Annotated in this window: 18 protein-coding genes; 9 read left to right on the top strand and 9 right to left on the bottom strand. The window is 66.6% G+C overall.

Features of this window, described 5'->3' with window-relative positions:
* Positions 1-5: 5 nt before the first annotated feature.
* Genes ACFQ50_RS09170 through ACFQ50_RS09185 form a run of 4 tightly spaced genes read right to left on the bottom strand, consistent with a single transcriptional unit; the run spans position 6 to position 6,108 of the window.
* On the bottom strand, positions 6-1,715 hold the full coding sequence (locus ACFQ50_RS09170) for an amidohydrolase (RefSeq protein WP_377995211.1): 1,710 nt from the start codon (positions 1,713-1,715) through the stop codon (positions 6-8).
* Positions 1,716-1,734: 19 nt separating this feature from the next.
* Positions 1,735-3,141 (bottom strand): gamma-aminobutyraldehyde dehydrogenase, encoded by a 1,407-nt coding sequence (locus ACFQ50_RS09175; RefSeq protein ID WP_377995212.1) that lies wholly within the window; start codon positions 3,139-3,141, stop codon positions 1,735-1,737.
* Positions 3,142-3,154: 13 nt separating this feature from the next.
* Positions 3,155-4,777 carry a thiamine pyrophosphate-dependent enzyme gene (locus ACFQ50_RS09180; RefSeq protein WP_377995213.1) on the bottom strand — a complete coding sequence of 541 codons (1,623 nt, stop codon included), beginning with the start codon at positions 4,775-4,777 and terminating at the stop codon, positions 3,155-3,157.
* A complete protein-coding gene (locus tag ACFQ50_RS09185) occupies positions 4,774-6,108 on the bottom strand; it encodes an MFS transporter (RefSeq protein ID WP_377995214.1) in 1,335 nt (444 codons plus the stop codon). Before ACFQ50_RS09185 ends, ACFQ50_RS09180 begins: the two co-directional genes overlap by 4 nt.
* A gap of 153 nt (positions 6,109-6,261) precedes the next feature.
* Here ACFQ50_RS09185 and ACFQ50_RS09190 point away from each other — a divergent pair, with 153 nt between their 5' ends.
* The 4 genes from ACFQ50_RS09190 (at position 6,262) to ACFQ50_RS09205 (ending at position 10,023) form a co-directional block, all read left to right on the top strand.
* The gene (locus ACFQ50_RS09190) at positions 6,262-7,449 is read left to right on the top strand and encodes a PucR family transcriptional regulator (protein ID WP_377995215.1); all 1,188 of its coding nucleotides are present in this window, start codon (positions 6,262-6,264) and stop codon (positions 7,447-7,449) included.
* 146 nt (positions 7,450-7,595) lie between these two features.
* Positions 7,596-8,984: an MFS transporter gene (locus ACFQ50_RS09195; RefSeq protein ID WP_377995216.1), complete on the top strand. Its 1,389-nt coding sequence runs from the start codon at positions 7,596-7,598 to the stop codon at positions 8,982-8,984.
* Complete coding sequence (locus tag ACFQ50_RS09200) at positions 8,981-9,391, top strand: RidA family protein (protein ID WP_377995217.1); 411 nt, start codon at positions 8,981-8,983, stop codon at positions 9,389-9,391. The genes ACFQ50_RS09195 and ACFQ50_RS09200 overlap by 4 nt, the downstream gene beginning before the upstream one ends.
* On the top strand, positions 9,388-10,023 hold the full coding sequence (locus ACFQ50_RS09205) for an RraA family protein (RefSeq protein WP_377995218.1): 636 nt from the start codon (positions 9,388-9,390) through the stop codon (positions 10,021-10,023). The genes ACFQ50_RS09200 and ACFQ50_RS09205 overlap by 4 nt, the downstream gene beginning before the upstream one ends.
* 76 nt (positions 10,024-10,099) lie before the next feature.
* On the opposite strand, the gene ACFQ50_RS09210 is transcribed toward ACFQ50_RS09205, so the two are convergent.
* The 4 genes from ACFQ50_RS09210 to ACFQ50_RS09225 are packed head-to-tail and all read right to left on the bottom strand — an operon-like array spanning position 10,100 to position 15,451.
* Entirely contained in the window at positions 10,100-11,818 is a 1,719-nt protein-coding gene (locus tag ACFQ50_RS09210) for a flavin monoamine oxidase family protein (RefSeq protein WP_377995219.1), read from the bottom strand.
* Positions 11,815-12,642 (bottom strand): nitrilase-related carbon-nitrogen hydrolase, encoded by an 828-nt coding sequence (locus tag ACFQ50_RS09215; protein ID WP_377995220.1) that lies wholly within the window; start codon positions 12,640-12,642, stop codon positions 11,815-11,817. The genes ACFQ50_RS09210 and ACFQ50_RS09215 overlap by 4 nt, the downstream gene beginning before the upstream one ends.
* Entirely contained in the window at positions 12,639-13,964 is a 1,326-nt protein-coding gene (locus ACFQ50_RS09220; protein WP_377995221.1) for a M20 family metallo-hydrolase, read from the bottom strand. The genes ACFQ50_RS09215 and ACFQ50_RS09220 overlap by 4 nt, the downstream gene beginning before the upstream one ends.
* Positions 13,961-15,451 (bottom strand): amino acid permease, encoded by a 1,491-nt coding sequence (locus tag ACFQ50_RS09225; protein WP_377995222.1) that lies wholly within the window; start codon positions 15,449-15,451, stop codon positions 13,961-13,963. Before ACFQ50_RS09225 ends, ACFQ50_RS09220 begins: the two co-directional genes overlap by 4 nt.
* Before the next feature lie 184 nt (positions 15,452-15,635).
* Between ACFQ50_RS09225 and ACFQ50_RS09230 the strand changes: the two genes are divergently transcribed.
* Positions 15,636-16,778, top strand: coding sequence for a helix-turn-helix domain-containing protein (locus ACFQ50_RS09230; RefSeq protein WP_377995223.1), 1,143 nt, complete (start codon positions 15,636-15,638; stop codon positions 16,776-16,778).
* On the opposite strand, the gene ACFQ50_RS09235 is transcribed toward ACFQ50_RS09230, so the two are convergent.
* On the bottom strand, positions 16,759-18,357 hold the full coding sequence (locus ACFQ50_RS09235) for a glycoside hydrolase family 32 protein (RefSeq protein ID WP_377995224.1): 1,599 nt from the start codon (positions 18,355-18,357) through the stop codon (positions 16,759-16,761). The genes ACFQ50_RS09230 and ACFQ50_RS09235 overlap by 20 nt on opposite strands.
* A gap of 226 nt (positions 18,358-18,583) precedes the next feature.
* Here ACFQ50_RS09235 and ACFQ50_RS09240 point away from each other — a divergent pair, with 226 nt between their 5' ends.
* The 4 genes from ACFQ50_RS09240 to ACFQ50_RS09255 are packed head-to-tail and all read left to right on the top strand — an operon-like array spanning position 18,584 to position 23,245.
* Positions 18,584-20,020, top strand: coding sequence for a family 43 glycosylhydrolase (locus tag ACFQ50_RS09240; protein WP_377995225.1), 1,437 nt, complete (start codon positions 18,584-18,586; stop codon positions 20,018-20,020).
* 59 nt (positions 20,021-20,079) lie between these two features.
* A complete protein-coding gene (locus tag ACFQ50_RS09245) occupies positions 20,080-21,414 on the top strand; it encodes an ABC transporter substrate-binding protein (protein ID WP_377995226.1) in 1,335 nt (444 codons plus the stop codon).
* A 47-nt stretch (positions 21,415-21,461) separates the two neighbouring features.
* Positions 21,462-22,343 carry a carbohydrate ABC transporter permease gene (locus ACFQ50_RS09250; protein ID WP_377995227.1) on the top strand — a complete coding sequence of 294 codons (882 nt, stop codon included), beginning with the start codon at positions 21,462-21,464 and terminating at the stop codon, positions 22,341-22,343.
* Positions 22,340-23,245 (top strand): carbohydrate ABC transporter permease, encoded by a 906-nt coding sequence (locus tag ACFQ50_RS09255; protein ID WP_377995228.1) that lies wholly within the window; start codon positions 22,340-22,342, stop codon positions 23,243-23,245. The genes ACFQ50_RS09250 and ACFQ50_RS09255 overlap by 4 nt, the downstream gene beginning before the upstream one ends.
* Positions 23,246-23,249: the final 4 nt, after the last annotated feature.

The raw sequence follows: 23,249 nt of genomic DNA on the forward strand, positions 1-23,249 counted from the left end.
CTCCCCTATGAACTCTGCCGCGTCAGTGCAGCGTGCTGAAACTCGGTGGTGGTGGCTTGGTAGGTAAAGCGGCCGCCGACGGCGGTTGCCAGGACCCGCAGTCCGCTGATGTCCGGCGCGTCCAGCGGCGACGCGGACAGAACGGTGAAGTCCGCCAGTTTGCCGGGGGCGAGGGTCCCCTTGATGTCCGCGGTTCCGGTGGCCGCCGCGGCTCCGCTGGTGTAGGCGGCCAATGCCTGCCGCGGGGTGAGCCGCTCGTCGGGATTGCCGAACGTGGCGCCGGAGGCGGTGCGCCGGTCTACGAAGGCCTGCATGCCGCGGAGAACGTTTCCGTTGGCCACCGGGCGGTCCGAACTGCCGGCCAGTGTCACGCCGGCGTCGAGGAAGCTGGCGGCGCGGTAGGCCCAGGGCAGGCGGTCGGCGCCGAGGGACGCGGTCATGCCGTCGCCGCCGTCGTGGAAGAAGCTGGCCTGCGGGGTGACCGCGATTCCAGCTTCCGCCAGCCGGGCCAGCTGGTCAGGCCGGGTCATGGACGCGTGTTCGATCCGGTTGGGCACGGCCCGGGCACCATACGTTGCCTGGCAGTCCGTAATGATGTCCACGGCGAGGTCGATCGCCCGGTCCCCGATCGCGTGGGCGGCGATTGACCACCCCGCGGCGTAGGCGGCCCCGATGCGTTCCCGCAGCTGCGCCGGGTCGGCCTGGAAGTATCCCACGTTGCCGGTGTTGTCCTTGTGGCCGTGGCTGCAGAACTCCTGGCTCACGGCAGCGGTTTCGCCCAGGAGGGACCCGTCAAGGAACACCTTGGCCGGCCCCAGCGAGAGGTACTCGTTCCCGAATCCCGTGGCCATCCCGAGGTCGAGCCCGGCCGGAGCCGCCCCCGGGCTGTCGGAGTCATGGCCGTCCAGCGCGTGCAGCACGTCGAGCACCGGCATCACCTGTGCCCGGGCGTGGAGTCGGCCGCTGGCTGCTGCGCGCTGGTAGGCGCCAAGTTCCGCCGGGCTGTGCCCGATCCAGCCGCCGCCCACGCCGGCCTCGGTGAAGCTCGTGATGCCCTCGGAGGCGTAGTAACGGGTGGCCCGCTCCAGGGCTGCCTCGATGTCATCGAGCGGGTACGGCAGGATGAGCTGTTGGATCAGTTCCTGCGCCGTCTCCTGGACAAGTCCCGTGGGACGTCCCGCTGCGTCGCGGACCACCGTTCCGCCGTCGGGATCGGGGAACGACGGCGGCTCCGCCCCCGCCTGCCGCAGCGCGGCTGTGTTTACCACGGCCATATGGCCGGAGTTGTGCCGCATGAGCAGCGGGCGCTGCCCCGTGATGCGGTCGAGTTCGGCAATGTCCGGGAACAGTCCGCCGTGGTGCTGCTGGCTGAAGCCCGTGGCCAGAAGCCAGGTGCCTGCTTCGGCTCCTGCGCCGGACCCCGTACCGGACACGGCGTCCCGCAGCAGTCCGTACAGTTCATCCAGCCCCCGGGCACCGGACACGTCCAGTTCGCCAAGGCCCAGGCCGAACCACGTGGTGTGGCAGTGCGCGTCGATGAATCCGGGGGTGACCGTGGCGCCGCCGAGGTCCAGCACTTCGGCGGCGTCCAGGCCGTCAAGGTCATCGTCGAGGCCCACGATGCGTCCCTGCCAGATGCCGAGCGAGCCGGCCGCGGGCCGCGTGGGATCCATGGTGATGATGTCTGCGTTCCGCAGGAGGAGATCCAGTTTCATGATTACCTAGCTGGCCTGCTTAGCGGTGTGACGTGGTGACGGACTTGATGCGGGTGTAGTCCTCCAGCCCGAAGACCGAGAGGTCCTTGCCCGTGCCCGAGTGCTTGAACCCGCCGTGCGGTGCTTCCGCCGGGATCACCTGGTGGCAGTTGATCCACACGGCCCCGAAGTCCAGCTCGTTGGAGACGCGGGTCACCACGCCGTGATTGTCAGACCAGACGCTCGACGCGAGAGCGTATTTGGTGCCGTTGGCCAGTTCGAGCGCCTCTTCCTCGGAGGTGAACGGCTGCACGGTCAGCACGGGGCCGAAGATCTCGTCGCACACCACCTCGTCGCTCTGGAAGACTCCATCGATGACCGTCGGCTCGAAGTGGAAGCCGGTCCCGTTGCGCTTTCCGCCGGCGAGGACCCTCGCGTTCGCGGGCAGCCGGGACAGGAACCCTTCCACGCGTTCCAGCTGCGCGGCGCTGTTGAGGGGGCCGAGGTCACCGTCTTCGCCGCCGACGTTGAGCGCCTTGGCCGCGGCCGCGAGCTCCTGGGCGAACTCCTCGTGGATGGATTTCTCCACCAGGACTCGGGTCACCGCCGTGCAGTCCTGTCCGGCGTTGAAGAAGGCACCGAGGGCGATCTCGCGTGCGGTGCGGGGAATGTCGACGTCGGCGAACACCACCGCGGGTGCCTTGCCGCCCAGCTCGAGGTGGACGTCCTTGAGGGTTTTGGACGCCGCGGACATGACCTGGGCGCCGGCCCGGGTGGAGCCGGTGATGGACACCATTTCGGGAATCTCGTGGTCCACCATGGCTGCGCCGGCTTCGCGGCCGCCGCAGACGATGTTCACGACGCCGGGCGGGTAGACCTCCTGTGCCAGCTCGCCCAGGATCACCGTTGACCACGGTGTGGTGTCGGCGGGCTTGAGGACCAGCGTGTTGCCGGCCGCAAGCGCCGGACCGATCTTCCAGATCGCCATCATGAAGGGGTAGTTCCACGGGGTGATCTGCGCGACCACGCCCACCGGCTCACGCCGGACCGTGGAGGAGAAGCCCTCGACGTACTCGGTCTGCGCCGTCCCCGAGACCACGCGGCAGGCACCGGCGAAGAAGCGCAGCTGATCAGCGCCGCGCAGGATCTCGAGCGTGCGCGTGAGCTGCCTCGGTTTGCCGGTGCACGCGACTTCGGCGTCAAGCAGGCGGTCCGCGTTGGCCTCGATGAGATCGGCCAGCTGCAGCAGCAGCGACTGCCGGGTTGCCGGCGTCGAGCGCTTGTAGCTCCTGAAGGCGCCGGCTGCAGCCTGGAAGGCGGCATCGACGGTGGCGGCGTCGCTGTCCGGGGCCCTGCCGATCTGCTCCCCCGTGGCGGGGTCGAAGAACGGCAGGCTGGCTGCGGAGTCCAGGGACTCGCCGTTGATGATGTTGCTAAGCGTGATCACGATGGGGCTCCGGTCAGTTGGCGGACGTCTTGGGCGAACGGGTTGCCGGATCCTGCGGCAGGTGGAGCAGGGCAGGCAGGCCGGAGTCGACGGCGCGGCGGAACGCGGCCGCGAAGTCCTCCGTGCGGTCCACACGTTCTCCGTATCCGCCGTAGGACCGGGCCAGTGCGGCGAAGTCCGGGTTGGTCATGTGCGTGCCTGAGGGCCGGCCCGGATAGTGGTTTTCCTGGTGCTCGCGGATTGTGGCGAAGATGCCGTTATCCACCACCAGGACGATGAACTTCGCGCCGTAGCCCATGGCGGTGGCAATTTCCTGGCCGTTCATCATGAAGCAGCCGTCCCCGGCCACCGAGATGACCTGCCGGCCCGGGTAGGCCAGGGACGCGGCGACGGCGGCCGGGATGCCCATGCCCATGGCGCCATTGCGCGGCGCAGCCAGGGAGTTGGCGGAGTTGTGCGCAAGGTAGCGGGCGGGCCACAGGGCGTGGTTCCCCGCGCCGAAGGTGAGGACGGCGTCGTCGTCCATTTCCTTCGTGAGGATCTCCATGGCGGCGCCCAGGTCGACGCCGATGCCGCCGTCGGGCTGCGGTGCCGAGAAGGCCAGGTGATCGGCGCGGGCACCGGCGAACCAGCCGGCGTCGGGGCGGACAGCCGAATTCGTGGCCGCAAGCGCGGCCGAGAAAGCAGACACATCGGCGGTGATGTGCTGGTCCACCCGGCCGAAATGGCCCAGCAGGTTGGCATCCGCGTTCACCACGATGGTTTCGGCGTCCAGTCCGCGCTTGTAGCCGTCGGACAGGACGTCGCCGCGGACGCAGCCGAGGAAGAGGACCAGGTCCGCTTCGTCGAGCCGGGCAGCGTTGGCGTCGCTCCTTCCGTACCCCAGCGAGCCGGCGTAGGCGTCGCTGCGGTGCGGGACGGCGTCGTACGCCCGGAAATCGGCCAGGATCGGAACACCGTGCCGTGACGCCCAGCCGGCCAGTTCCTCGCCGGATTCGGTGGTCCAGCCTTCGCCGCCGACCACGATCAGCGGCCTGCAGGCTGCGGCCAGCCGGCCCTCGAGTTCGGCGAGCGCAGCGGCGGAGGGCTCCGGGCTGGAGACCTTGCGGGGTGCCACCGTGGCGTCCTCGACGACGTGGACCAGGACGTCCTCGGGGAGGCCGATGACCACCGGTCCGGGACGGCCGCTCAGTGCTGTGAAGATGGCGTCGTCCACCACTCGGGCCGCGGAGGCGGCGTCGTCCAGGGTGACCACCTTCTTTGCGGTGCTGCCGAACCAGGCGTTGATGTCGAACTCCTGGAACGACTCCCGGCCGCGGTCCGCCACCGGGATGAGCCCGACGAAGAGGATCATCGGTGTGGCGTCCTGGTGGGCGGTGTGGATGGCGATGAAGGCGTTGGCGGCGCCCGGGCCGCGGGTCACCATGGCCACGCCGGGCAGCTCGGTCAGGCGTCCTTCGGCGAGGGCCATGAACCCGGCCCCGCCCTCCTGCCGGGCCACGACGTTCTGGATTGACGAGCCGTGGAGGCCGTCAAGGACATCGAGGAAACTTTCTCCGGGAACGGTGTAGACACGCCTGATGCCGGCCCGTTCCAGCTGGTCCACGATCAGGTGCCCGGCGGTTGTTGTGCTCAATGCTTCATGCCCTTTTCTTTGATGGAGAGGCCCGGGAGGAACAGGCCGGACAGCGCGGTCAGGATGGAGACCACCAGGAGGATCGCGGCGCCGGGCCAGAACGAGTTGCCGTTGGCTGCCACCAGCGCGGTGGCGACCAGCGGAACAAAGCCGGAGATGACTCCTGCGGTGTTGGACGTGATGGCCACGCCTGTGTAGCGGACCCTGGTGTTGAACAGGGCGGTCAATGCGGTTCCGGAGACGGCGTACGGGATGGAGAGTACGGCGACGCCGATGATCATGCCGAGGACCACGAGGACCGGGTTGCGGGTGTCGATGGCAAGGAAGACCGGGACTGCCACGAGTGCCGAGGCCACGCCGCCCCAGAGGATGACTTTGCTGGCGCCGAACTTTTCACCCATGCGGCCTGCCCAGATGAGGGCGAAGATTTCGAATGTTGCCGCGAGCAGTGAGCCGAGGAGGAGGAGTTCGGTGGGCAGCTTGAGGACCTTGGTGCCGTAGAACACCACAAAGCTGGTGATGAGGTAGAAGCCGCCGATGCCCAGCAGGGCCGAACACATGCCCACCAGGATCTGCCGCCAGCTGTTCTTCAGGACGCCGCGGATGGGGGCATGCTCGGTTTCGCCGGACTCCATGAGCGCCTCGAACTCGGGCGATTCGCTGAGCTTGCTGCGGATCCACAGCGAGACGGCCAGCAGCGGGATGGCCGCAACGAACGGGATGCGCCAGCCCCAGGCCTCGAAGTTCGTCTGGCCCACCAGGTACAGCATGCCGAAGAATCCGCCGGAAGACAGGATGGTGCCAATGGGCGAGCCGATCTGGGGCAGTGCGGCGTAGCGGGCGCGCTTGGCCACCGGGGCGTTCTCGACGGCGATGATCACCGCGCCGCTCCACTCACCGCCGACGGCGAGGCCCTGGACGATCCGCAGGGCGACCAGCAGGATGGGGGCAGCCAGGCCGATGGTCAGGTAGTTGGGCAGCAGGCCGATGAGGCCCGTCACGACGCCGATGCCGACGATCGTGACCATCAGGATCTTCTTGCGGCCCACCTTGTCACCCAGGGCGCCGAAGATGAACCCGCCGATCGGCCGTGCCACAAACCCGACGGCCAGCGTTGCGAAGGACCCCATCGCAGCGATAAACGGGTCCTGGGATACGAAGTACTGTGCGTTGAAGACCAGGGCCGCGGCCGTGGTGAAGAGGAAGAAGTCGTACCATTCCAAAGCCGTGCCCACGAGCGCTGCGAGGGCGACCTTCCTGGTCACCCTTTCATCGACGACGCGTTCTGCCGCGGGACCGAGGTCCGTGGCTCCGCTTACCGTGCTTGCCATTTAGTGCTCTCCAAAGATGCGTACGGGACCGGGCAGCAGGGCCCGGACGATTGCGAGGGGGTTCACTTCAAAAGTGACTCATTCCATAGTGCCAGTAGTTTTTCCCAAAATAACTAGCGATCCACCACGGAAAGGTGCGCCTAGAATGTAGGAATGCACAATCTGGAAACATCCGGGCATAACCCCCGCTGGGCCGAGCTCGTGGACTTGCTGGAGGGCCGGCTGGACGGGCTCGCGCTGGCTTTCACCACAAGGGTCCGTGAGATCCCGGAATACGGCGAGAGCCAGGTGACCGTCCAGGAAATCCGCGAAACGGCCATGGAAACGTTCCGCCGGCTGATTCGGGGTCTCCGGCACGGCCAGGCCGACGACGGCCGGGACGGACTGCTCGCCTTCGCCTCAGACCTGGGGTCCAAGCGTGCCCGGGCCGGAATCCCGCCGGAATCGCTGACATCAGCGGTGCGGCTCGACTTCAGCATCCTGTGGGCCGAACTCCTGGAGATCGCGACGCTGGAGGACGCGGCCCTCCTGACCTCCCGGGTGGACCAGGTGTGGCGCGTCGTGGACGAGTTCGCCACCCGCACCCACACCAGTTACCTCACTGAACGCACGCGCATGGCCCAGGAGGAGTCCAGCATCCAGCGCGAGTTCATCGCCCGCCTGTTCAACCAGAGCACGCCCTCCCTGGAAACGTCCGTCCAGGTCGGCTCGGCCCTGGGAATCAATCCGGAGTCACGCTTTGCACTGGTGGCCGCGAGCGGCGAGCCGGGGGCACGCCTGCGGGCGGGCGTATCCCACTTCGGCTCGGGCCAGCAAGCCCGGCACCGCCTGTTCCTTCACGAATCCGGCGGAAACACCTACGTGTTCTGGCCTTTGCCCGCCGTCCGCACCCGCGGCAGGCAGGGCGCAGAGCAGCAGCTGCCGGCTGCGATTTCCGACGTTCCATGCGGGTACGTGCCGGAGGTCCTGGGCCTTCGCGCCCTGCCGGCAGCGGCACGCACCGCCGAGAGCCTCGCTGCCCTCCTGCGTCCGCGCGATCCCGGCCCTTTGTCCGCCGACGCCGCCTGGGCCCGGCTCGCCCGGCAGAACCTGCAGGATGCCGGCCTGGATCTTGCCGCGGAAGTAGAAGAGGCCCTGACAGAGTGCAAGGGAGGCGAGCGCGAGCGCCTTCTGGAAACAGTACGGAACTTCCTGGCCACCGGGAACGTCACGCTCACCGCCGAGCAGCTGTTCTGCCACCGCAACACCATCCTGAACCGGCTGAACCGCTTCCAGGAACTCACAGGCATTGATCTGGCCGTACCGGCAAAAGCCGCCAGGCTGGTTGTTGCCTGGGCGTGAGGCCATCATCGGCCTGATGTGAGGATCCACAATCCACTGCCCGTTATGGTGGGGATTTTGCCATTGAAGCTGTGATCAGCAGCACAGAATAGTTGTAGCTACCTTGCACCGGACACTCGTCCCCCGCACCCCTTCCGGAGATACTGATGGCCCAAACGGTAGACACCACTCCCCCTTCCGAGTCCCGCCTCGACCTCACCAAAATGCGTAAGATCGCCCTTGCCAGCGTGATCGGAACCACCGTTGAGTGGTATGACCTCTTCGTATTCGGCACTGCCTCTGCACTGGTTTTCAACAAGATCTTCTTCCCCGGCTTCGACCCCATCGTCGGCACCATGCTTGCCTTCGGCACCTTCGCCTCCGCCTACATCGCCCGCATGATCGGTGCGATTGTGTTCGGCCATTTCGGCGACCGCCTGGGCCGGAAGTCCATGCTCCTGATCTCGCTGCTCACCATGGGTGCGGCCACCTTCGCCATCGGCCTCCTGCCGGACTACAACTCCATCGGCATCATGGCCCCGCTCCTGCTGCTCCTCCTGCGCGTCATCCAGGGCCTCGCCCTCGGCGGCGAATGGGGCGGCGCCGTGCTCATGACGGTGGAGCATGCCCCCTCCCGCCGGCGCGGCTTCTACGGTTCGCTCGTCCAGGTGGGCGTTCCGGCCGGCACGCTCATCGCGAACATCGCCTTCCTCATCGTTGCCTCCAGCGTGAGCCCGGAAGCCCTGCTGGCCTGGGGCTGGCGCATCCCATTCCTCGCCTCCGTGCTGCTGGTCGCCGTCGGAATCTACATCCGCCTGAACATCGAGGAGACCCCCTCCTTCCAGGCCGTGAAAACGCAGGGCGCGAAAGCCAAGATCCCCTTTGCCGCCCTCATGGCCAAGTACTGGAAACAGGTCATCCTGGGCGGCGTAGCCACCCTCTCCACCGGAAGCACCTTCACCCTCCTTGTGGCCTCCGGGGTCTCCTACGGCAAGAAGGAACTTGGCCATTCCGAGAGCCTCATGCTGTGGGTTGTCCTGGCCGCCTGTGCCCTGTGCTTCGTCCTGATCCCCTTCTTCGGGCAGCTTTCGGACAAGTACGGCCGCAAGCCCATCATCTACGCCGGTGTTGCCGCCGAGGCCGTGTTCGCCTTCCCGATGTTCTGGCTCATGGACACGAAATCGGTCGCCCTGCTCTTCGTGGCCTACCTGGCCATGATGACCGCCTTCGCAGCCAACTACGGACCCATCGCCACGTTCCTTGCCGAACTGTTCGGCTCGAAGGTCCGCTACTCCGGGCTGTCGGTGGCTTACATGCTCTCCGGCCTCCTCGGCTCCGCGGCCACACCGTTCATCACCACCTGGCTCCTGGGTCTGACGCACCAGAGCTCCTCGATCGCCTGGTACATCCTCGGCGCAGCAGTGGTCTCGCTGATGGCGCTCCTCATCCTCACGGAAACACGGCACGGCAACATCGACGCCGTCGACGAAGCCCCCGCCGCCACCGGGCATGCGGGCTCAGCCGTTGAAACGGCCAGCGCGGCGGCCGCAAAGTGACGGCATCTTCCCTGCGGCGCCTGGCCGAAATCCCCGGGCAGGCGCCCGCCGTCGGGCCCTTCTCGCACGCGGTCATCGCCAACGGCTTCGTCTTCACCTCGGGCCAGATCCCCGCCGTGACCGGCCTCGATGACCAGCCGGACACCTTCGCCGGCCAGGTCCGCCAAGCCATCGAAAACCTGCGGACCGTCCTGGCCGCGGCAGGCTCCGGCCTGGAGCACGTGGTCAAGGTCAACACGTACCTCACAGACCCTGGCCAGCTGGAGGAATACAACCGGGTCTACGCGGAATACTTCGGCGGGGCCAAGCCTGCCCGGACCACCGTGTGCGTCAGCCTGTGGGGCGTCTCGCTCGAAATCGAATGCGTAGCGGCAGTTGCCGTGCCGGCAGGCGGGACCGGCAAATGACTGCACAAGCGTTGACCAGCGACCTGCTGGAGCGGATCGCCGCGGTGAGCTTTCCCACCCTGGGCCACTTCCTCGAGGACGGGTTCGTGGATCCCGCCATCCAGTCACTGCTCGATGGCGTGAAGGTCGCCGGCCGTGCGGTCACGGTCCGGGTTGCGGGGAACGACGCGATCGCCATGAACTGCGCGCTCCTGGCCCTTCAGCCCGGCTGCGTCCTCGTGGTGGACATGTCCGGCGACCACCTCCATGCGCCGGTCGGGGCAGTCACCGCCGCCGCCGCGAAGGCCCGGGGAGCGGCCGGCGTCGTCGTTGACGGCAGGGCCACCGACGTCGAGGAACTGCGGCAGACCGGGCTGCCGGTGTTCGCGCGCGGGACCACTTGCCTCACCACCAAGCGGGTGTACGGAACGGAATCGGCGGTCAACGTGCCCCTGCAGTGCGGCGGCGTGACGGTGCACCCGGGCGACCTTGTGCTCGGCGACTCCAACGGCGTCGTCGTCCTCTCTCCGGAGGCAGCCGGTCAAGTCGTTGACAAGGCTCTTGCCTCGGACGCGGCAGAGCCCGGCCTGCTCGCCCGCATTGCCTCCGGCGAGCCGCTTGAGTCGGTCCTTCCAACCACGGCCGGGCAGTAGCACCGTACGTCCAGCGGCGGGGCTGGCCGGACAGACGGAAATGCCCGCAGCAGCTGCTGCGGGCATTTCCCCTGTCCTACGGGAGCCGGATTGGTTTCAGTTCCTCGAAGCGGTCGCCCGGGCCGGGGTTCCCGGCGTGCGTCCTGCCGCCGAGTTGGGTCATGACACCCCAGACGGCGTTGAGGCCGGTGGTGACGGCGCCGTCCGCCCACCCGCCGGTCCAGGAGACGTCGTCGCCGGCCAGGAAGATCCCGCGGTGCCGCGGTTCGTGCCCGTCCTGCATGAAGTGGCTGTAGAGACGCTCCTGGTAGCGGTAGTGGCCCGGCAGGTTGTCGCTGAAGGCACCCATGAAGTTGGGATCGTCCTCCCAGGACACGGTGATGGGATCCCCGATGATGTGGGAGGCGATGTCCACCGTCGGGTAGATCTGCTTGAGCGAGTGCAGCATGAGCCGGACGCGCTCGTCGGCATCCAGCGGCAGCCATTTCAGGGCGTCGTCGTTCCACGTGTAGGACAGGCAGATCAGGGCAGGCTGGTCCGGTCCGTTGTCCAGCAGGTATGTCCCCCGGGTGAGGCGGTCTGTGAGTGTGGTGGACATGACCTGGCGGCCGGTCTCCGGGTCGATGTCCTTCCAGAAAGGACGGTCCACCACCACGAAGGTCTTGGAGGACTGCAGATAATGGCTGCGTTCGATCGCGGTCCAAAGCTTGTGGCTGAACAGGGATTCGTCGACGTCGATGCGGGCGGAAAGCAGCCAGCTCTGGCAGGTCGCGATCACGGCCGGGTAGTTGCTGGTCCTGCCCCAGCGGTCGGTGACGGCGATGTCGCCGGGAGTGCCGTCACCGTTGGCCAGCCGGCGGACCGCCGCGACGCCCGGGCGGGGGTGGCCGCCGTGGAGCGAAGCCAGGCTTGTGCCGGCCGGCCAGTGGGATATACGGTCCGGGGCATGCTGCCACAGTCGCTCGGGCAGCAGCTGTGCACCACCGATGATGCGGTGCTGGTCGGCGTCGGCATCCACGTAGACCACACGCAGGATTTCCAGGATGGAATCGGGGAAGTTGGTATCCCAGCCGCCGGTGCCGAACCCGACCTGGCCAAAAGCTTCCCGGTATTCGAACGGCAAGGCGGAAAAAGCCCTGGACGTGGCGAGGTAACCGGAGAAGGACACATCGTCGAAGCGGGGAACGAGCTCGTTCCACAGCTTCTTGATGGTGCCCAGGTCCCGGTTGCGGATGGCCTCCTGCATAGCGCCGAAGTGGGCGCGTTCCGCCAGGCAGTCATCCCAGGCGGCCGCGACGTCGGCGAAGAACTGCGGCAGGTCTTCGGGCTTTTCGGCATAGTGGGCCTGGCCGCCGAGTTCGATGACGGTACTGCCGGCGGCGGGCGTGAGCGGGTTGGGGAACGGCTGGGTTTCGATGCCGACCATGTCCGCGTAGTGGAAGAACGACTGGCCCGAACGCGGGAAGCGCATGCCCCCGAGGTCTGCCACGGGACCGGCCTGGCCCTCCTGGCGCCCCGCGCGCAGCCGGCCCCCGATCCGGGAGGACTCATAGACAACGGGTTTCAGCCCCATTTTCATGAGCTCATGCGCGGCGACAAGTCCGGACAGCCCGGCGCCGATGACTGCCACCTCTGTTCCATGCACTGCTTCGGGGACCGAGCCGAGGCCCACGCGATGGCTGAGGTAGTCGTCGTACGGGAACGGGAAGTCGGGGTTGAGCATAGTCACCGGTTTTGCCCACCGGGCGGGCGGGGCCGGCTGGACGGTTTCGGTGCCTGTGGCGGCGAGGGTCATGGGGTTCCTTCAGGGATGGAGCAAGTGGCTGGAGTGAATCGGGTGAGGTAGTCCGTGTCCCGGCGGGCCCGGGCAACGGTGGAAGGGCTGATGTCAGCGACGATCAACGCATCAAGGGCGGCCGCCGAAACCTTGCGCCCGTAGGGGTCGGCAATCGTGCTGACCCCGGCGAAACGGGGACCGGAGTGGTTTGCGTAGGCGACATAGAGCTGGCTCTCCAAGGCCCGGGTGGGTACCACCATGGACGGGATCAGGCGGGTGTCGAGGGGATGGTCGCCAGTGTTGCCGGCCGCCCGCAGTGGAACCGCCGTCGGGACACAGAGCAGCTCGGCCCCTGCCAGGGCCGCCGCCCGGGTGAACTCGGGAAATTCGACGTCGAAGCAGATGCCGAGCGCCGTCTTGAAGCCGGCGTATTCAATGATCTCGGGGGCTTCCCCGCCCGGCGTGAAGACTGCGTTTTCATCGGGCCCGAAGAGATGCTGCTTCCGGTACCGGGTGCGCTCCTCGCCGCCGGGACCAAAAAAGGAGGCGGTGATGTACCGGTTACCGGCCGAATGCTCCACGGTCGACGCGACGAGGGCGATGGAATGCTCGGCGGCGATGGCGGCCAACTGGTCCCGCTGCGCCGTTCCGTCGGTGCCGTGCACGAGTGTCGGCGCGTAGCCGGCCGTGAACAGCTCGGGGGTGACCAGGAGCCCGGCACCCTTGGCCACCGCCTCGCCGGCCCTGAACGCTAGGCGCCGGAGGTTCTCCGCCGGGGAGTTGACCAGCCCGGTGGCCTGCATGACGGCGACGCGCAGGGTGGTTTGCGCTGTTTCCGTCATCGGGAACCGTCCAGATCGCCGCGGCAGAGCCGTTCGACGACGAGGGTGAGCATGTCGACGCCGGCGCAGGCATCGTCGTCGTGGGTAAACTCCCGTTCGTTGTGGGAGATGCCGTCCACGCTGGGGACGAACAGCATGACGGTGGGGACGATGTCCTTCATGTTGATGGAGTCGTGGCCGGCCAGGGTGAATACCCTGCGGTGGCTCAGGCCAAGGTCAGCGGCGCATTGGGCGGCGAGTTCGACGCCGGCAGGCTGGTAGGGGTTGATGCCCCAGGCGTGCGACTGCTGCACGTCGGCGGTGACGCCGGTTTCGGCCCCGATCCGGGCAATGCCCGCCTTCAGCAATGCCTGCGCTGCGGACAGGACGTCCTCGTCGGCGGTGCGGAGGTCCATGACCAGCTCCACGCGCGAGGGGACCACCACCGGGGAGTTGGGGTACACCGTCAGCTGGCCAACGGAGGTGTGGAGCACGCCGTCGGGGAAATGGTCTGCGATCTCGCGGAGCAGCACCACCAGCCGGGACGCGCCAAGCAGTGCATCCCGGCGGTCGGCAATGACTGTGGAACCGGTGTGCGCCTGCTCGCCGTGGACGGTAACGCTGTACTTGGCCGCCGCCCAGCAGGAATGGACCAGCCCGATCGTGGTGCCGGTGTCCTCCAGGGAACGCCCCTGCTCGATATGGATTTCGGCATAGGCTGCTGCCTCGGGGCCGGTCCCCGTCCCCAGCTGGCCGATGCTGCCGAGGGCCTCGCGGACGGAGACGCCGTCGACGTCGGTGGTCGCCAGTGCGCTTTCTGCCTGGAGCTTTCCGGTGTACACCGAGCTGCCCATCATGGAGGGGGCGAAGCGGCAGCCTTCCTCGTTGAACCAGTCCACGATGGCGAGGTTGTACTTCGGCGCTGCCTGACCGTCCGGCCGGTTGTTGATCCGGTCCGCGATGCGGCGCCCGGCGTGCAGGGCCGCGGCAACGCCATAGGCGCCGTCGTATTTTCCGGCGGTGGGCTGGCTGTCCAGGTGTGAGCCGACCAGCACGTAGGGAGCCCCCGGCGTCCATTCCAGGAGCGCGAACAGGTTGCCCACCTGGTCGGCCACGGTGCGGAACCCGTACTGCGCGGCCAGCGACGTGAACCAGGCACGGGCCCTGGCGTCGGCGGGCGTGGCGGCCTGGCGGTCGACGCCGTGTCCCGGTGTTTCGCCGATGGTGCAGAGGCTGCGGAAGTCCCGCAGGAATGATTCGGCAGCGGCTGTCCCGGCTGGTGTGTCAGTGGCGGGCGTGTCAGTGGCGGGCGTGTCAGTTTCAGTCAGGGGGCGGGCGCTCATGGCGTGGTGTCCTTTGCTGAGTTGGCGGGTGGTGTGGCTTCAGGGACTTCGTGGTTTGCCGCGTCCCGGGCAGCGAGTTCATTGACGCGTTTTCTCACCGCAAACCAGCCGATGATCAGTGCGGGGATGAAGATGCCGAGGGCCGCGACCGTGTACGTGCCGATTGGGTAGTCAAACAGCATCAGGACCAGGACGCTGGCCAGGAAGACGAGCGTGAGGTAGGAGGTCCACGGTGCGCCGGGCATCCGGAATGCGGGGCGGCGCAGCAGGCCGTTCCTGGCCAGCCGGTGCAGCTTGAGCTGGCACAGGACAATGGTTCCCCAGGTGCAGAGGATGGCCAGGGCTGTGGCGTTCAGTGCAATTTCGAAGGCCATGGCCGGCACCACCGCGTTGAGGCCGACGCCCAGCAGAGTGACCGCCGCGGTGAAGAGGATGCCGCCGTAGGGGACGCCTCCCCTGCTCATGCGCTCCATGAAGCGGGGCGCCGCGCCTGCCTGGGCCATGGAGCGGTAGATCCTGCCGGTCGAGTAGAGGCCTGCGTTGAGACTGGACAGTGCGGCGGTGAGGACCACGAAATTCATGACGTCGCCGGCGCCCGGGACGCCGATGCTGGTGAAGAACGTGACGAAGGGCGATTCGCCGGCTTTGTAGGCGTTGAAAGGCAGCAGCAGGGCCAGCAGGGCGGAGGAACCGACGTAGAAGACGGCGATGCGGAACACCACCGCGTTGACGGCTTTGGGCATCACTTTGTCCGGGTTCCTGGTTTCGCCGGCCGCGACGCCGATCAGGTCGATTCCGGCGTAGGCAAACACAATCCCCTGGATCACCACCACCGCCGGGAGCAGGCCGTTGGGCAGCAGGCCCCCGTTGTCGGCGATCAGGGAGAAACCGGGCGTGTGCCCGGCGACGGGGAAGCTGCCGGCGAAGAAGATGCCGCCCACAATCAGGAAGGTCACGAGTGCCCCGACCTTGATGAGGGCGAACCAGAATTCGAGTTCGCCGAAGAGTTTGACCGAGATCAGGTTCACGGCTGTCACGACGCCGAGGGCGACCAGTGCCAGCACCCATTGCGGAACGCTGCTGAAGGCCGTCCAGTAGTGGAAGTAGACGGCGATGGCGGTGATGTCCACGATGGCCGTCAGGGCCCAGGAAATGGCGTAGACCCATCCGGCAACGTAGGCTGCCTTTTCGCCGTAGAACTCGCGGGCATAGGAGACGAACGAGCCGGACGATGGCCGGTGGAGCACCAGCTCGCCCAAGGCACGGAGGATGAAGAAGGCAAAAATCCCGCACAGGGCATAAACCAGAGGCAGCACCGGTCCTGCCGAAGCGAGCCGCCCGCCCGCGCCGAGGAACAGGCCGGTGCCAATGGCGCCGCCGATTCCGATCATCTGAACCTGCCGGTTCGACAGGCCCTTCTTGTACCCTGTTTGCTCGTCAGGGCGGACGGCCGTTGTCCGTTGGTCGACGGGGTCTGTGGTGGTCATGGAAACTCCTGGCCGGTTGGTCTGTGATTGCCGCCACGCTGCAGCAGGAATCGATCGTCCCAACCAGAACCGGCCGCGCCAATGACGGCATCTCAGCGAATCCGGACCAAAAAATGTACGAAAGTACAGCCCCCTTGAAAGCAGGCGCCGCGATGATTAAGGAACCCGGGAGGAGGTGTTCTGCATGGTGGATCGGGAGTGGCAGGAAGTCATCGACGCTATCTCCGCTCGCGTGCCGGAACTGGTGGAGACATTCCTGGCCAAGGTGCTGGCTGACCCGGCCTACAGCGAGTCCAAGCTCACCATCGACGACTTGCGCAAGAGCGGTGAGGCCTCCTTCTCAACGATGCTCCGGGCCCTCGGCGGGGGCGGGCCGGAACTGGAGGCGGTGCGGGCTCTTGCCGCTGACCTTGGAGCCCGGAGAGCCCAGCAGGGCGTTGCCCTGGACAGCCTGATCCGCGCAATCCGCCTGGACTTCTCTGTCCTGTGGGATGCCATGTCGGACCCCGGGCTTGGCGCTGATCCGGCCTTGCTGGTCAGGCATGCGAAGCTCGTCTGGCAGATCGTGGATGCTTTCGCCTCGCGGGTCCAGGAGTACTACCTGGCCGAATCCGAGGAAGTCGAACGGGCGGACGCCGACCTGCAGCACCAATACCTGACGCAACTGCTGGCCCTGGCGGAGCCGACGGCCGCCGACCTCGCCCGCATCGCGGGCGCCCTCCGCGTTGATGTGGACGACTCCTTCTTCGTCGCGTCCATTGACCGGAACGACAGCCTGACGGTGCGCCGCCGGTTGCGGGCACGTCCGCCCCGTGACCCGGCAGTGTTCACCTACGACCAGGGACACCACACGCTGGTCATCCGGCGCCGCCCACACGGCATTCAAGGACCGCCCACGTTCCCCGAACTGGTCCTGTTCGAGGGCATGGCCGTAGCTGTTGCCCCTCCTGCGGACGGGGTGGAGGGGATCCGGATCGCTGTCACCGCTGCACGGGAAATCATGAAGGACCTCCCGATGGGCGCCACCGGGGTATTCACGCTCAGGGACCGGTGGATGTCCATCACCAGCCACCTCCTGACCCAGGTGGGATGCAGCCCGGCCAGCCTCGTGGGTCCGGCACTCGACCGCTGCACGCCGGTCGAACGGAGCCGGATCCTGGAGACTGTGGAGTGTTTCCTCGGCAACGGGAGCCTGCTGGAAACATCCGAACGGCTGGATGTCCACCGGAACACCGTGGTGAACCGACTTGCCGCCTTCAAGAAGTACACGGGGCTGGACCTGCAGCAGCCCCGTGATGCCGCGATGGCTATCCTTGCCCTGCAGTAGGTGCCCCCACTGCCGCGAACTCACGGATGGTGATTCCCGCGAAGGTCGCAGGGCCGCCGTCGGCATAGAGCGAGATCCCCGTATCGCCCTCGGCGAAGTGCACCTGCTGCGAGAGCACCGTATGCCCGGCGTTGACGAACACTTCCACGCTCTGCGTGTCGACGAAAATACGCAGGTGCACCGAGCGGGCGCCGGCGTCGATGGGTGCTGCAGCCCGCGTGTACGGCACGAGCGAGAAGCCGCCCTGGTCCGAAGGTGCGCGGTCAACATACAGGCGGTCACCGTACTTGCCGATGTTCGTGTGGCGCGCGCCGTCGGCGGAGCGGCCCACCGATACGCCGACGTTGGCGGCAGCATCCCACGAGATATCGAGTTCGAGTTCATAGGCGCGGCCACTCCACGGCAGCACGGCACTGCCATTCACGATGCGGTCGGGGAGCACGGTTGTGGAGCTGACGTAGTTTGCGAGCGCCGCAATCGGGGCGCTGAGCAGGCTGCACCATCCGCCAGGCTGGCGAACGAGGCGCAGCTCGCGCACGATCGAGTTCTGGCCGTTGTACCCGTCGGAGGAATCAGTCGGAACATCGCGGGCGGCGTACTTCCAGTTGTTCATCCACGCCACCGCGTACCGTCGCTCGTCCGGCGCGTCGGCTGCCGGCCACGTCACGGCGGCGTACCAGTCCCAGCCCCAGTCGAGCCACTGCGGGGTGAGGCTATGAGCAATAAACTGCTCGCCATCCCAGGCGCCCGTCCAGTACGCGTAGGTCATCGGCAGGCCGACGGCGTACGCGTCCATGCTTGCGCCCAGCACCCAGTGCCGCGTGCCGTCGTCGGCCGTCATCTGGAAAAGGTCGGGACACTCGATCCCGCCCAGCGCGTGGTTCGGGTAATCGAAGTTGCGCTTCAGCTGCCAGTTCCGCAAGTTGGGCGAGGTGTAGAACGCTGCATAGCGGGCGCGGCCGATCACGCACACCCACTCGCCGCGGGCCGCATCCCAGTGGATCTTTGGGTCGCGGAACCATTCCGCGTTCTCGATCTCCGCCGGTGTCACGGCCGTCCGGCCGTCGGTGTTGGCAATCACCGGATCGGGAAGCGCTGTAAAGGTGTCGCCGCCGTCGGTTGACCAGTACAGGTACTGCTCCTGGTATTTGCGGATGCCGCCGGTGGGCCGCGTGGCAAGCACGACGATCGCACCGGCGCCGAAGCCCGCGGTGTTGGCGGTGTCGACCACTGCCGACCCCGACCACACCGGAACATCTGCCTGCAGCGGCAGCGCCACTCCATGGTGGGTGAAGGCCACACCGTCGGCGGTGGTCGCGTGGTCCCAGCCGCCCGGGGCGTTGTTCTGGTCCGAGTGCAGATAGTACAGGTGCTGGACGCCGTTGACATAGACCGGGCGCTGCGGGTCGCACAGCCAGCCGGACGGCGGCGTCAGGTGGTAGACCGCGCGCAGAGCCCCGAAGGCCTGGGCCGCGGTGGCAGTCATGGCGCCACCCATGAGCAGCGCAAGCGCTCCGGTGCCTTGCAGGACGTGGCGGCGGGAAATGTTTGCTCGTTGGGAGAACCGTCGTTGGTTCATCGGTGACCTCGTCGTCGTGACTAATCGCTCGTCGTCGTGATTAATCGTTTGAGCAGACGGTAGATTACTCACGACCGAATGGTCAAGCGTTTAATCATCCCCAGCCACGCCGGGCGGCCCAAGCGCGGGACCGGAAATTTAATTTTGCTAAAACGCTTGATCACAACGCCGAAGCAGGCTAGCTTCTAGGTGATCAAACGCTTTAGCAGAATGGACATCAGCGCCGATGAATCACCCAGTCTTCTTCCAGCCCGCCGACGGATGGGTGGGAGATCTTATTCCCTACGAGCAGGACGGCGAGTTCTGGCTCTTCTACCTTCACGAAGTCCGCTCGGACCCTAAGCCGGGGACCTCGTGGAATCTGGTGACCACCAAGGACCTGGTCCAGTTCCAGGACCACGGGGTGTCACTGCACCACGGCGGTGAGGACGAGCTGGACTTCAACGCCTACACGGGCAGCATCGTGAGGGACGACGACGGCACCCACCACCTGTTCTACACCGGCCAGAACCCGCGGAACCTGGGCGCCGACGGGCTGCCCCTGCAGCTGGTCATGCACGCCACCAGCACCGATGGCATGAAGACCTGGGCCAAGCACCCGGAACTGACCTTCGGGGCCCCCGCCGGGCTGGAGACCGGCGACTGGCGGGACCCGTTCGTCTTCCGCGACGAAGCAGCCGGGCAGTGGCGGATGCTGCTGGCGGCACGGCACGAGAAAGGCCCGGAGCGCCGCCGCGGCGTCATCGCCCAGTGCGTCTCCTCCGACCTCCTGAGCTGGGAGCACACCGAACCCTTCTGGGATCCCCGGCGCTACATCACCCATGAATGCCCCGATGTTTTCGCCTGGGGCGACTGGTGGTACATGGTCTACTCCGAGTTCTCGGAATCGTTCACCACCCGGTACCGGATGTCCAAAAGCCCCGACGGCCCCTGGTCGGTGCCCCACCTGGACAGCATCGACGGCCGCGCCTTCTACGCCTCCAAGACCGCCGAACGGGGCGGGCGCCGCTTCCTCTTCGGATGGATCGCCAGCAAGGAGGACAGCCACGACGACGGCCCCTGGCAGTGGGCGGGCACCATGTCAGTGCTCGAAGCGCGCCAGAACCCGGACGGCACGCTGGGCTTCTCCTTCCCGGATGAGCTCGTGGACAGCTTCTGGGACAAGGTTCCGGCTCTCGACAACCAGGAACTGCCCGCAAAGCTGGACGTCCCGGACGGGTATGCGGCCGTCATCTCCGACGAGGACCTGCCCCGGCAGTTTTACGCCAAGGCGGTCCTGGACATTGCCGCCGGCACCACCGAGTGCGGACTGCTGCTGCGCTCCAGCGCCGACGGCGACCAGTCCTACATCCTGCGGCTGGAACCGAAACGCGGCCGCCTGGTCTTTGACCGGTGGCCGCGGAAAGTCACCGGCGACGCGCAATGGCATGTTTCGGGCGACGTCCCCTTCGACATTGAGCTCGAACGCCCCTGCGATCTCAGCCCCGGCGCCCACACGCTTGAGGTGATCGTCGACGGCGACCTGCTGGTCGCCGTCGTGGACCGGCAGGTCAGCCTCAGCACCCGGATCTACGGCTTGCCCGGCAACCGGATCGGCGTCTTCGCCGGCGAAGGGTCCGCCAGCCTCACCGAACTCGAGATACGTCAGCGCTCCAACAACTGAATACCCACCTTCAACCTCCGTTCCCATCAAGCCCGTTCCAATCGAGGAAGATTGCCGCCATGAAAAAACTGCTCCGCACAGCCGCCGTCGCCGCTGTCACCGCCCTGGCCCTGGCAGGCTGTGGCGGCGGAGGGGCCAGCAACCCCTCCAACGTGACCCCCACCGGCGAGATCAAGCCCCGGGAAATCTCCTGGCTGCTGTCTCGGCCGGCCGACGGCCCCGTCATCAACATCATGAAGAAGCTGGCCGCCGATTACACCAAGGACCACCCCGGCTTCTCACTGAACCTGATCACCACCCCGGACCGGCCCTCCTACATCCAGAAGCTCGAAACCCTCGCGGCCGCCAACAAGCTTCCCGAGCTCTTCGACACCGACGCCACCCCGTTCGCCCAGCAGCTGGCCAAGCAGGGCAAGATGCTCGACGGCGAGAAGCTGCTGAAGACCCTCAACGTCTACGACAACTACCGGTCCGGCGCGCTGGACTACCAGCGGTTCGACGACGGATCCCTCTACATGATCCCGTTCCAGTTCGAGCTGGAGTTCATCTGGTACAACAAGGCACTGCTGCAGAAGGCAGGGGTATCCACACCGAAGTCGCTCGACGACCTCCCCGCCATGTGCACGGCGCTGCGCAATGCCGGCATCACGCCGATCGCCCTCGACGGCCAGGACCAGTGGCCGCTGGAACGCTACGTCGCCTACCAGCCGTTCCGCGAAGCCGGCCCGGACTTCATCCAGAAGCTGAAGAAGGGCGAGGCCAAGTTCTCCGATCCCGCGGGCCAGAAGGCCGTCGAATGGCTGGCCGCCCTCGGCAAGGCCAAGTGCTTCCAGGACGGCTTCTCCTCGCAGGGGTACTCCGACGCCCAGAACCAGTTCACCTCCGGCAAGGCAGCGATGTACAACATCGGCACCTGGGAGCTGCCCAGCCTGGCCACGGACAAGCTGAACCCCGCCGTGCGGAATGACATTGACTTCATCACCCTGCCCACCACGGAGGGATCCGCCACCGCCGCCAACGAATTCGTGTCCCCGTCAGGCATCGGCATGGCCGTGAACGCCAAGACGTACGACCCGCTGGTGAGTGACTTCCTCAAGTTCGCCCTGGACAAGTACCCGGCCGAATACGCAGCCACCGGAGCGCTCTCGCCCACCACCAACGTCAAAACCGCCATCCCCGCCAACGCCACCCCCCTGTACAAGAAGGCCATCGAGAAGGCCGCCGACCTCGGGGAAAAGCAGGCCATGCCGTGGGACACGCAGCTTGATCCCACCACCAACGGCAGGCTACAGCAGGAGCTGGTGCTCCTGGTCCAGGGCGACATCACGCCCGAGCAGTTCACCAGCACGATGGACAGCACCGTCGCGCAGAACGCCCCGAAGTTCTTCAAGTAACCCCATGCGGCGGGGGACCGACGGTCCCCCGCCCGAAAGGCCCCATCATGCTGCCCAACAGATCCCGGCTCTCAGTTCTGGTCTTCCTGCTTCCTCCGCTGCTCCTGTACGGGGCGGCCGTGCTGTTCCCGATCCTCCAGTCCCTGTTCCTGAGCTTCTACTCCTGGAACGGCATCGGCGACATGGAGTTCGTGGGGCTGGCCAACTATCTCCGCATGTTCACCGCCGATGACATCTTCTGGCGCTCCTTCTTCAACGCCCTCGGCTACCTGGCCATCTGCCTGGTCCTGCAGCTGGGCGGCGCCCTGCTCGTGGCCAGCCTGCTCACCTCGCTGCGCCGCGGCCGTGAGCTCATCAAGACCCTCTACCTCCTGCCGGCTGTCATCTCCACCGTCGCGATCGCCTTCCTCTTCGTGCGCATCTACTCCATCGACCCCGTCGGCCTGCTCAACCAGCTCCTGCACTGGATCGGTCTGGGAAGCCTGGAACGCGCCTGGCTTTCCGACATCAACACCGTGCTCGCAGCCGTCTCCGCCCCCGAGGGCTGGCGGTTCACCGGGCTGTACATGCTCATCATCTACGCGGCGCTGATGGCTGTGCCGAAGGAACTGGAAGAGGCCGCCGTGCTCGACGGCGCGTCCCGGTGGACGCTGTTCACCAAGATCCGGTTCCCCTACATCCGTCCCGTGTGGATCACCACCACCATCATGGCCACCACCTACGGGCTGCGCGGCTTCGACATCCCCTACCTCATGACCAACGGCGGGCCCGGCCAGTCCTCGGAACTCCTGACCACTTACATGTACAAGACAGCGTTCACCAGCACCGACTTCGGGTACGCCAGCACCATCTCCGTGTTCATCGTGATCGAGTGCCTCGTCGCCGTCGGCCTCATCCTCTTCATGCTCAAGCGGAAGGCAGATTCATGATCACCCAGACAGCACCCGCCGCCACCCGCCGCGCCGCGCCGTCTCCGGCGCCTCCTGCCTCCCGCCGGCGCCGCCCGCCGAGCGTCTTCAAGACCCTGTCGCGCGTCCTGGTGGCGCTCATCGTCATCGTCCAGGTCTATCCGCTGGCCTGGCTGTTCGTGACCAGCCTGCGCAGCGAGACCGACTTCGCTGCCGGGGACCCCTTCGGCCTGCCCAAGGCTCTCACCTGGGAGAACTACGCCCGGGCCTTCGAAACCGGCGACCTTGGCCGGAACATCCTGAACAGCTTCATCGTCACCATGGGCGCGAACATCCTGATCGTGCTGCTGGGCATGATGGCCGCCTACGCCATCCAGGTGCTCGGCTTCCGGCTCAGCCGCCTGGTCCGCGGGCTGTTCATGATCGGCATCATCGTTCCTGTCCAGATCGCGTTGGTCCCGCTGTTCATCGACTACTCCACGGTGAACCTGCTGGACACCTACCAGTCGATGATCATTCCCCTGGCCGGGTTCTCGCTGCCAATGTCGGTCTACCTGTTTTCCTCGTTCTTCGACTACATCCCCCGGGAAACGTACGAGGCTGCTTCGCTGGACGGCGCCGGGCCGTACCGGATCTTCGGGCTGATCACGCTCCCCCTGTCACTGAACACCATCGTGACGGTGGTGCTGGTCAACAGCATCTTCATCTGGAACGACTTCATCTTCGCCAACACCTTCGTCCTGTCCGAGGAACTGAAGACGATCCCGCTGGGCCTGCAGAACTACATCGGTGCCATGGGCAAGGTCGACTGGACTGCGACGTTCGCCGCCGTCTGCGTCACCATCACGCCCCTGCTGTTGGTCTTCCTGGTGCTGAACAAGGCGATGATCCAGGGCCTGGAGAGCGGGGCGACCAAGGGATGACGGC

The sequence above is a fragment of the Arthrobacter sp. NPDC056493 genome (assembly GCF_042795115.1).
GTDB lineage: Bacteria > Actinomycetota > Actinomycetes > Actinomycetales > Micrococcaceae > Arthrobacter.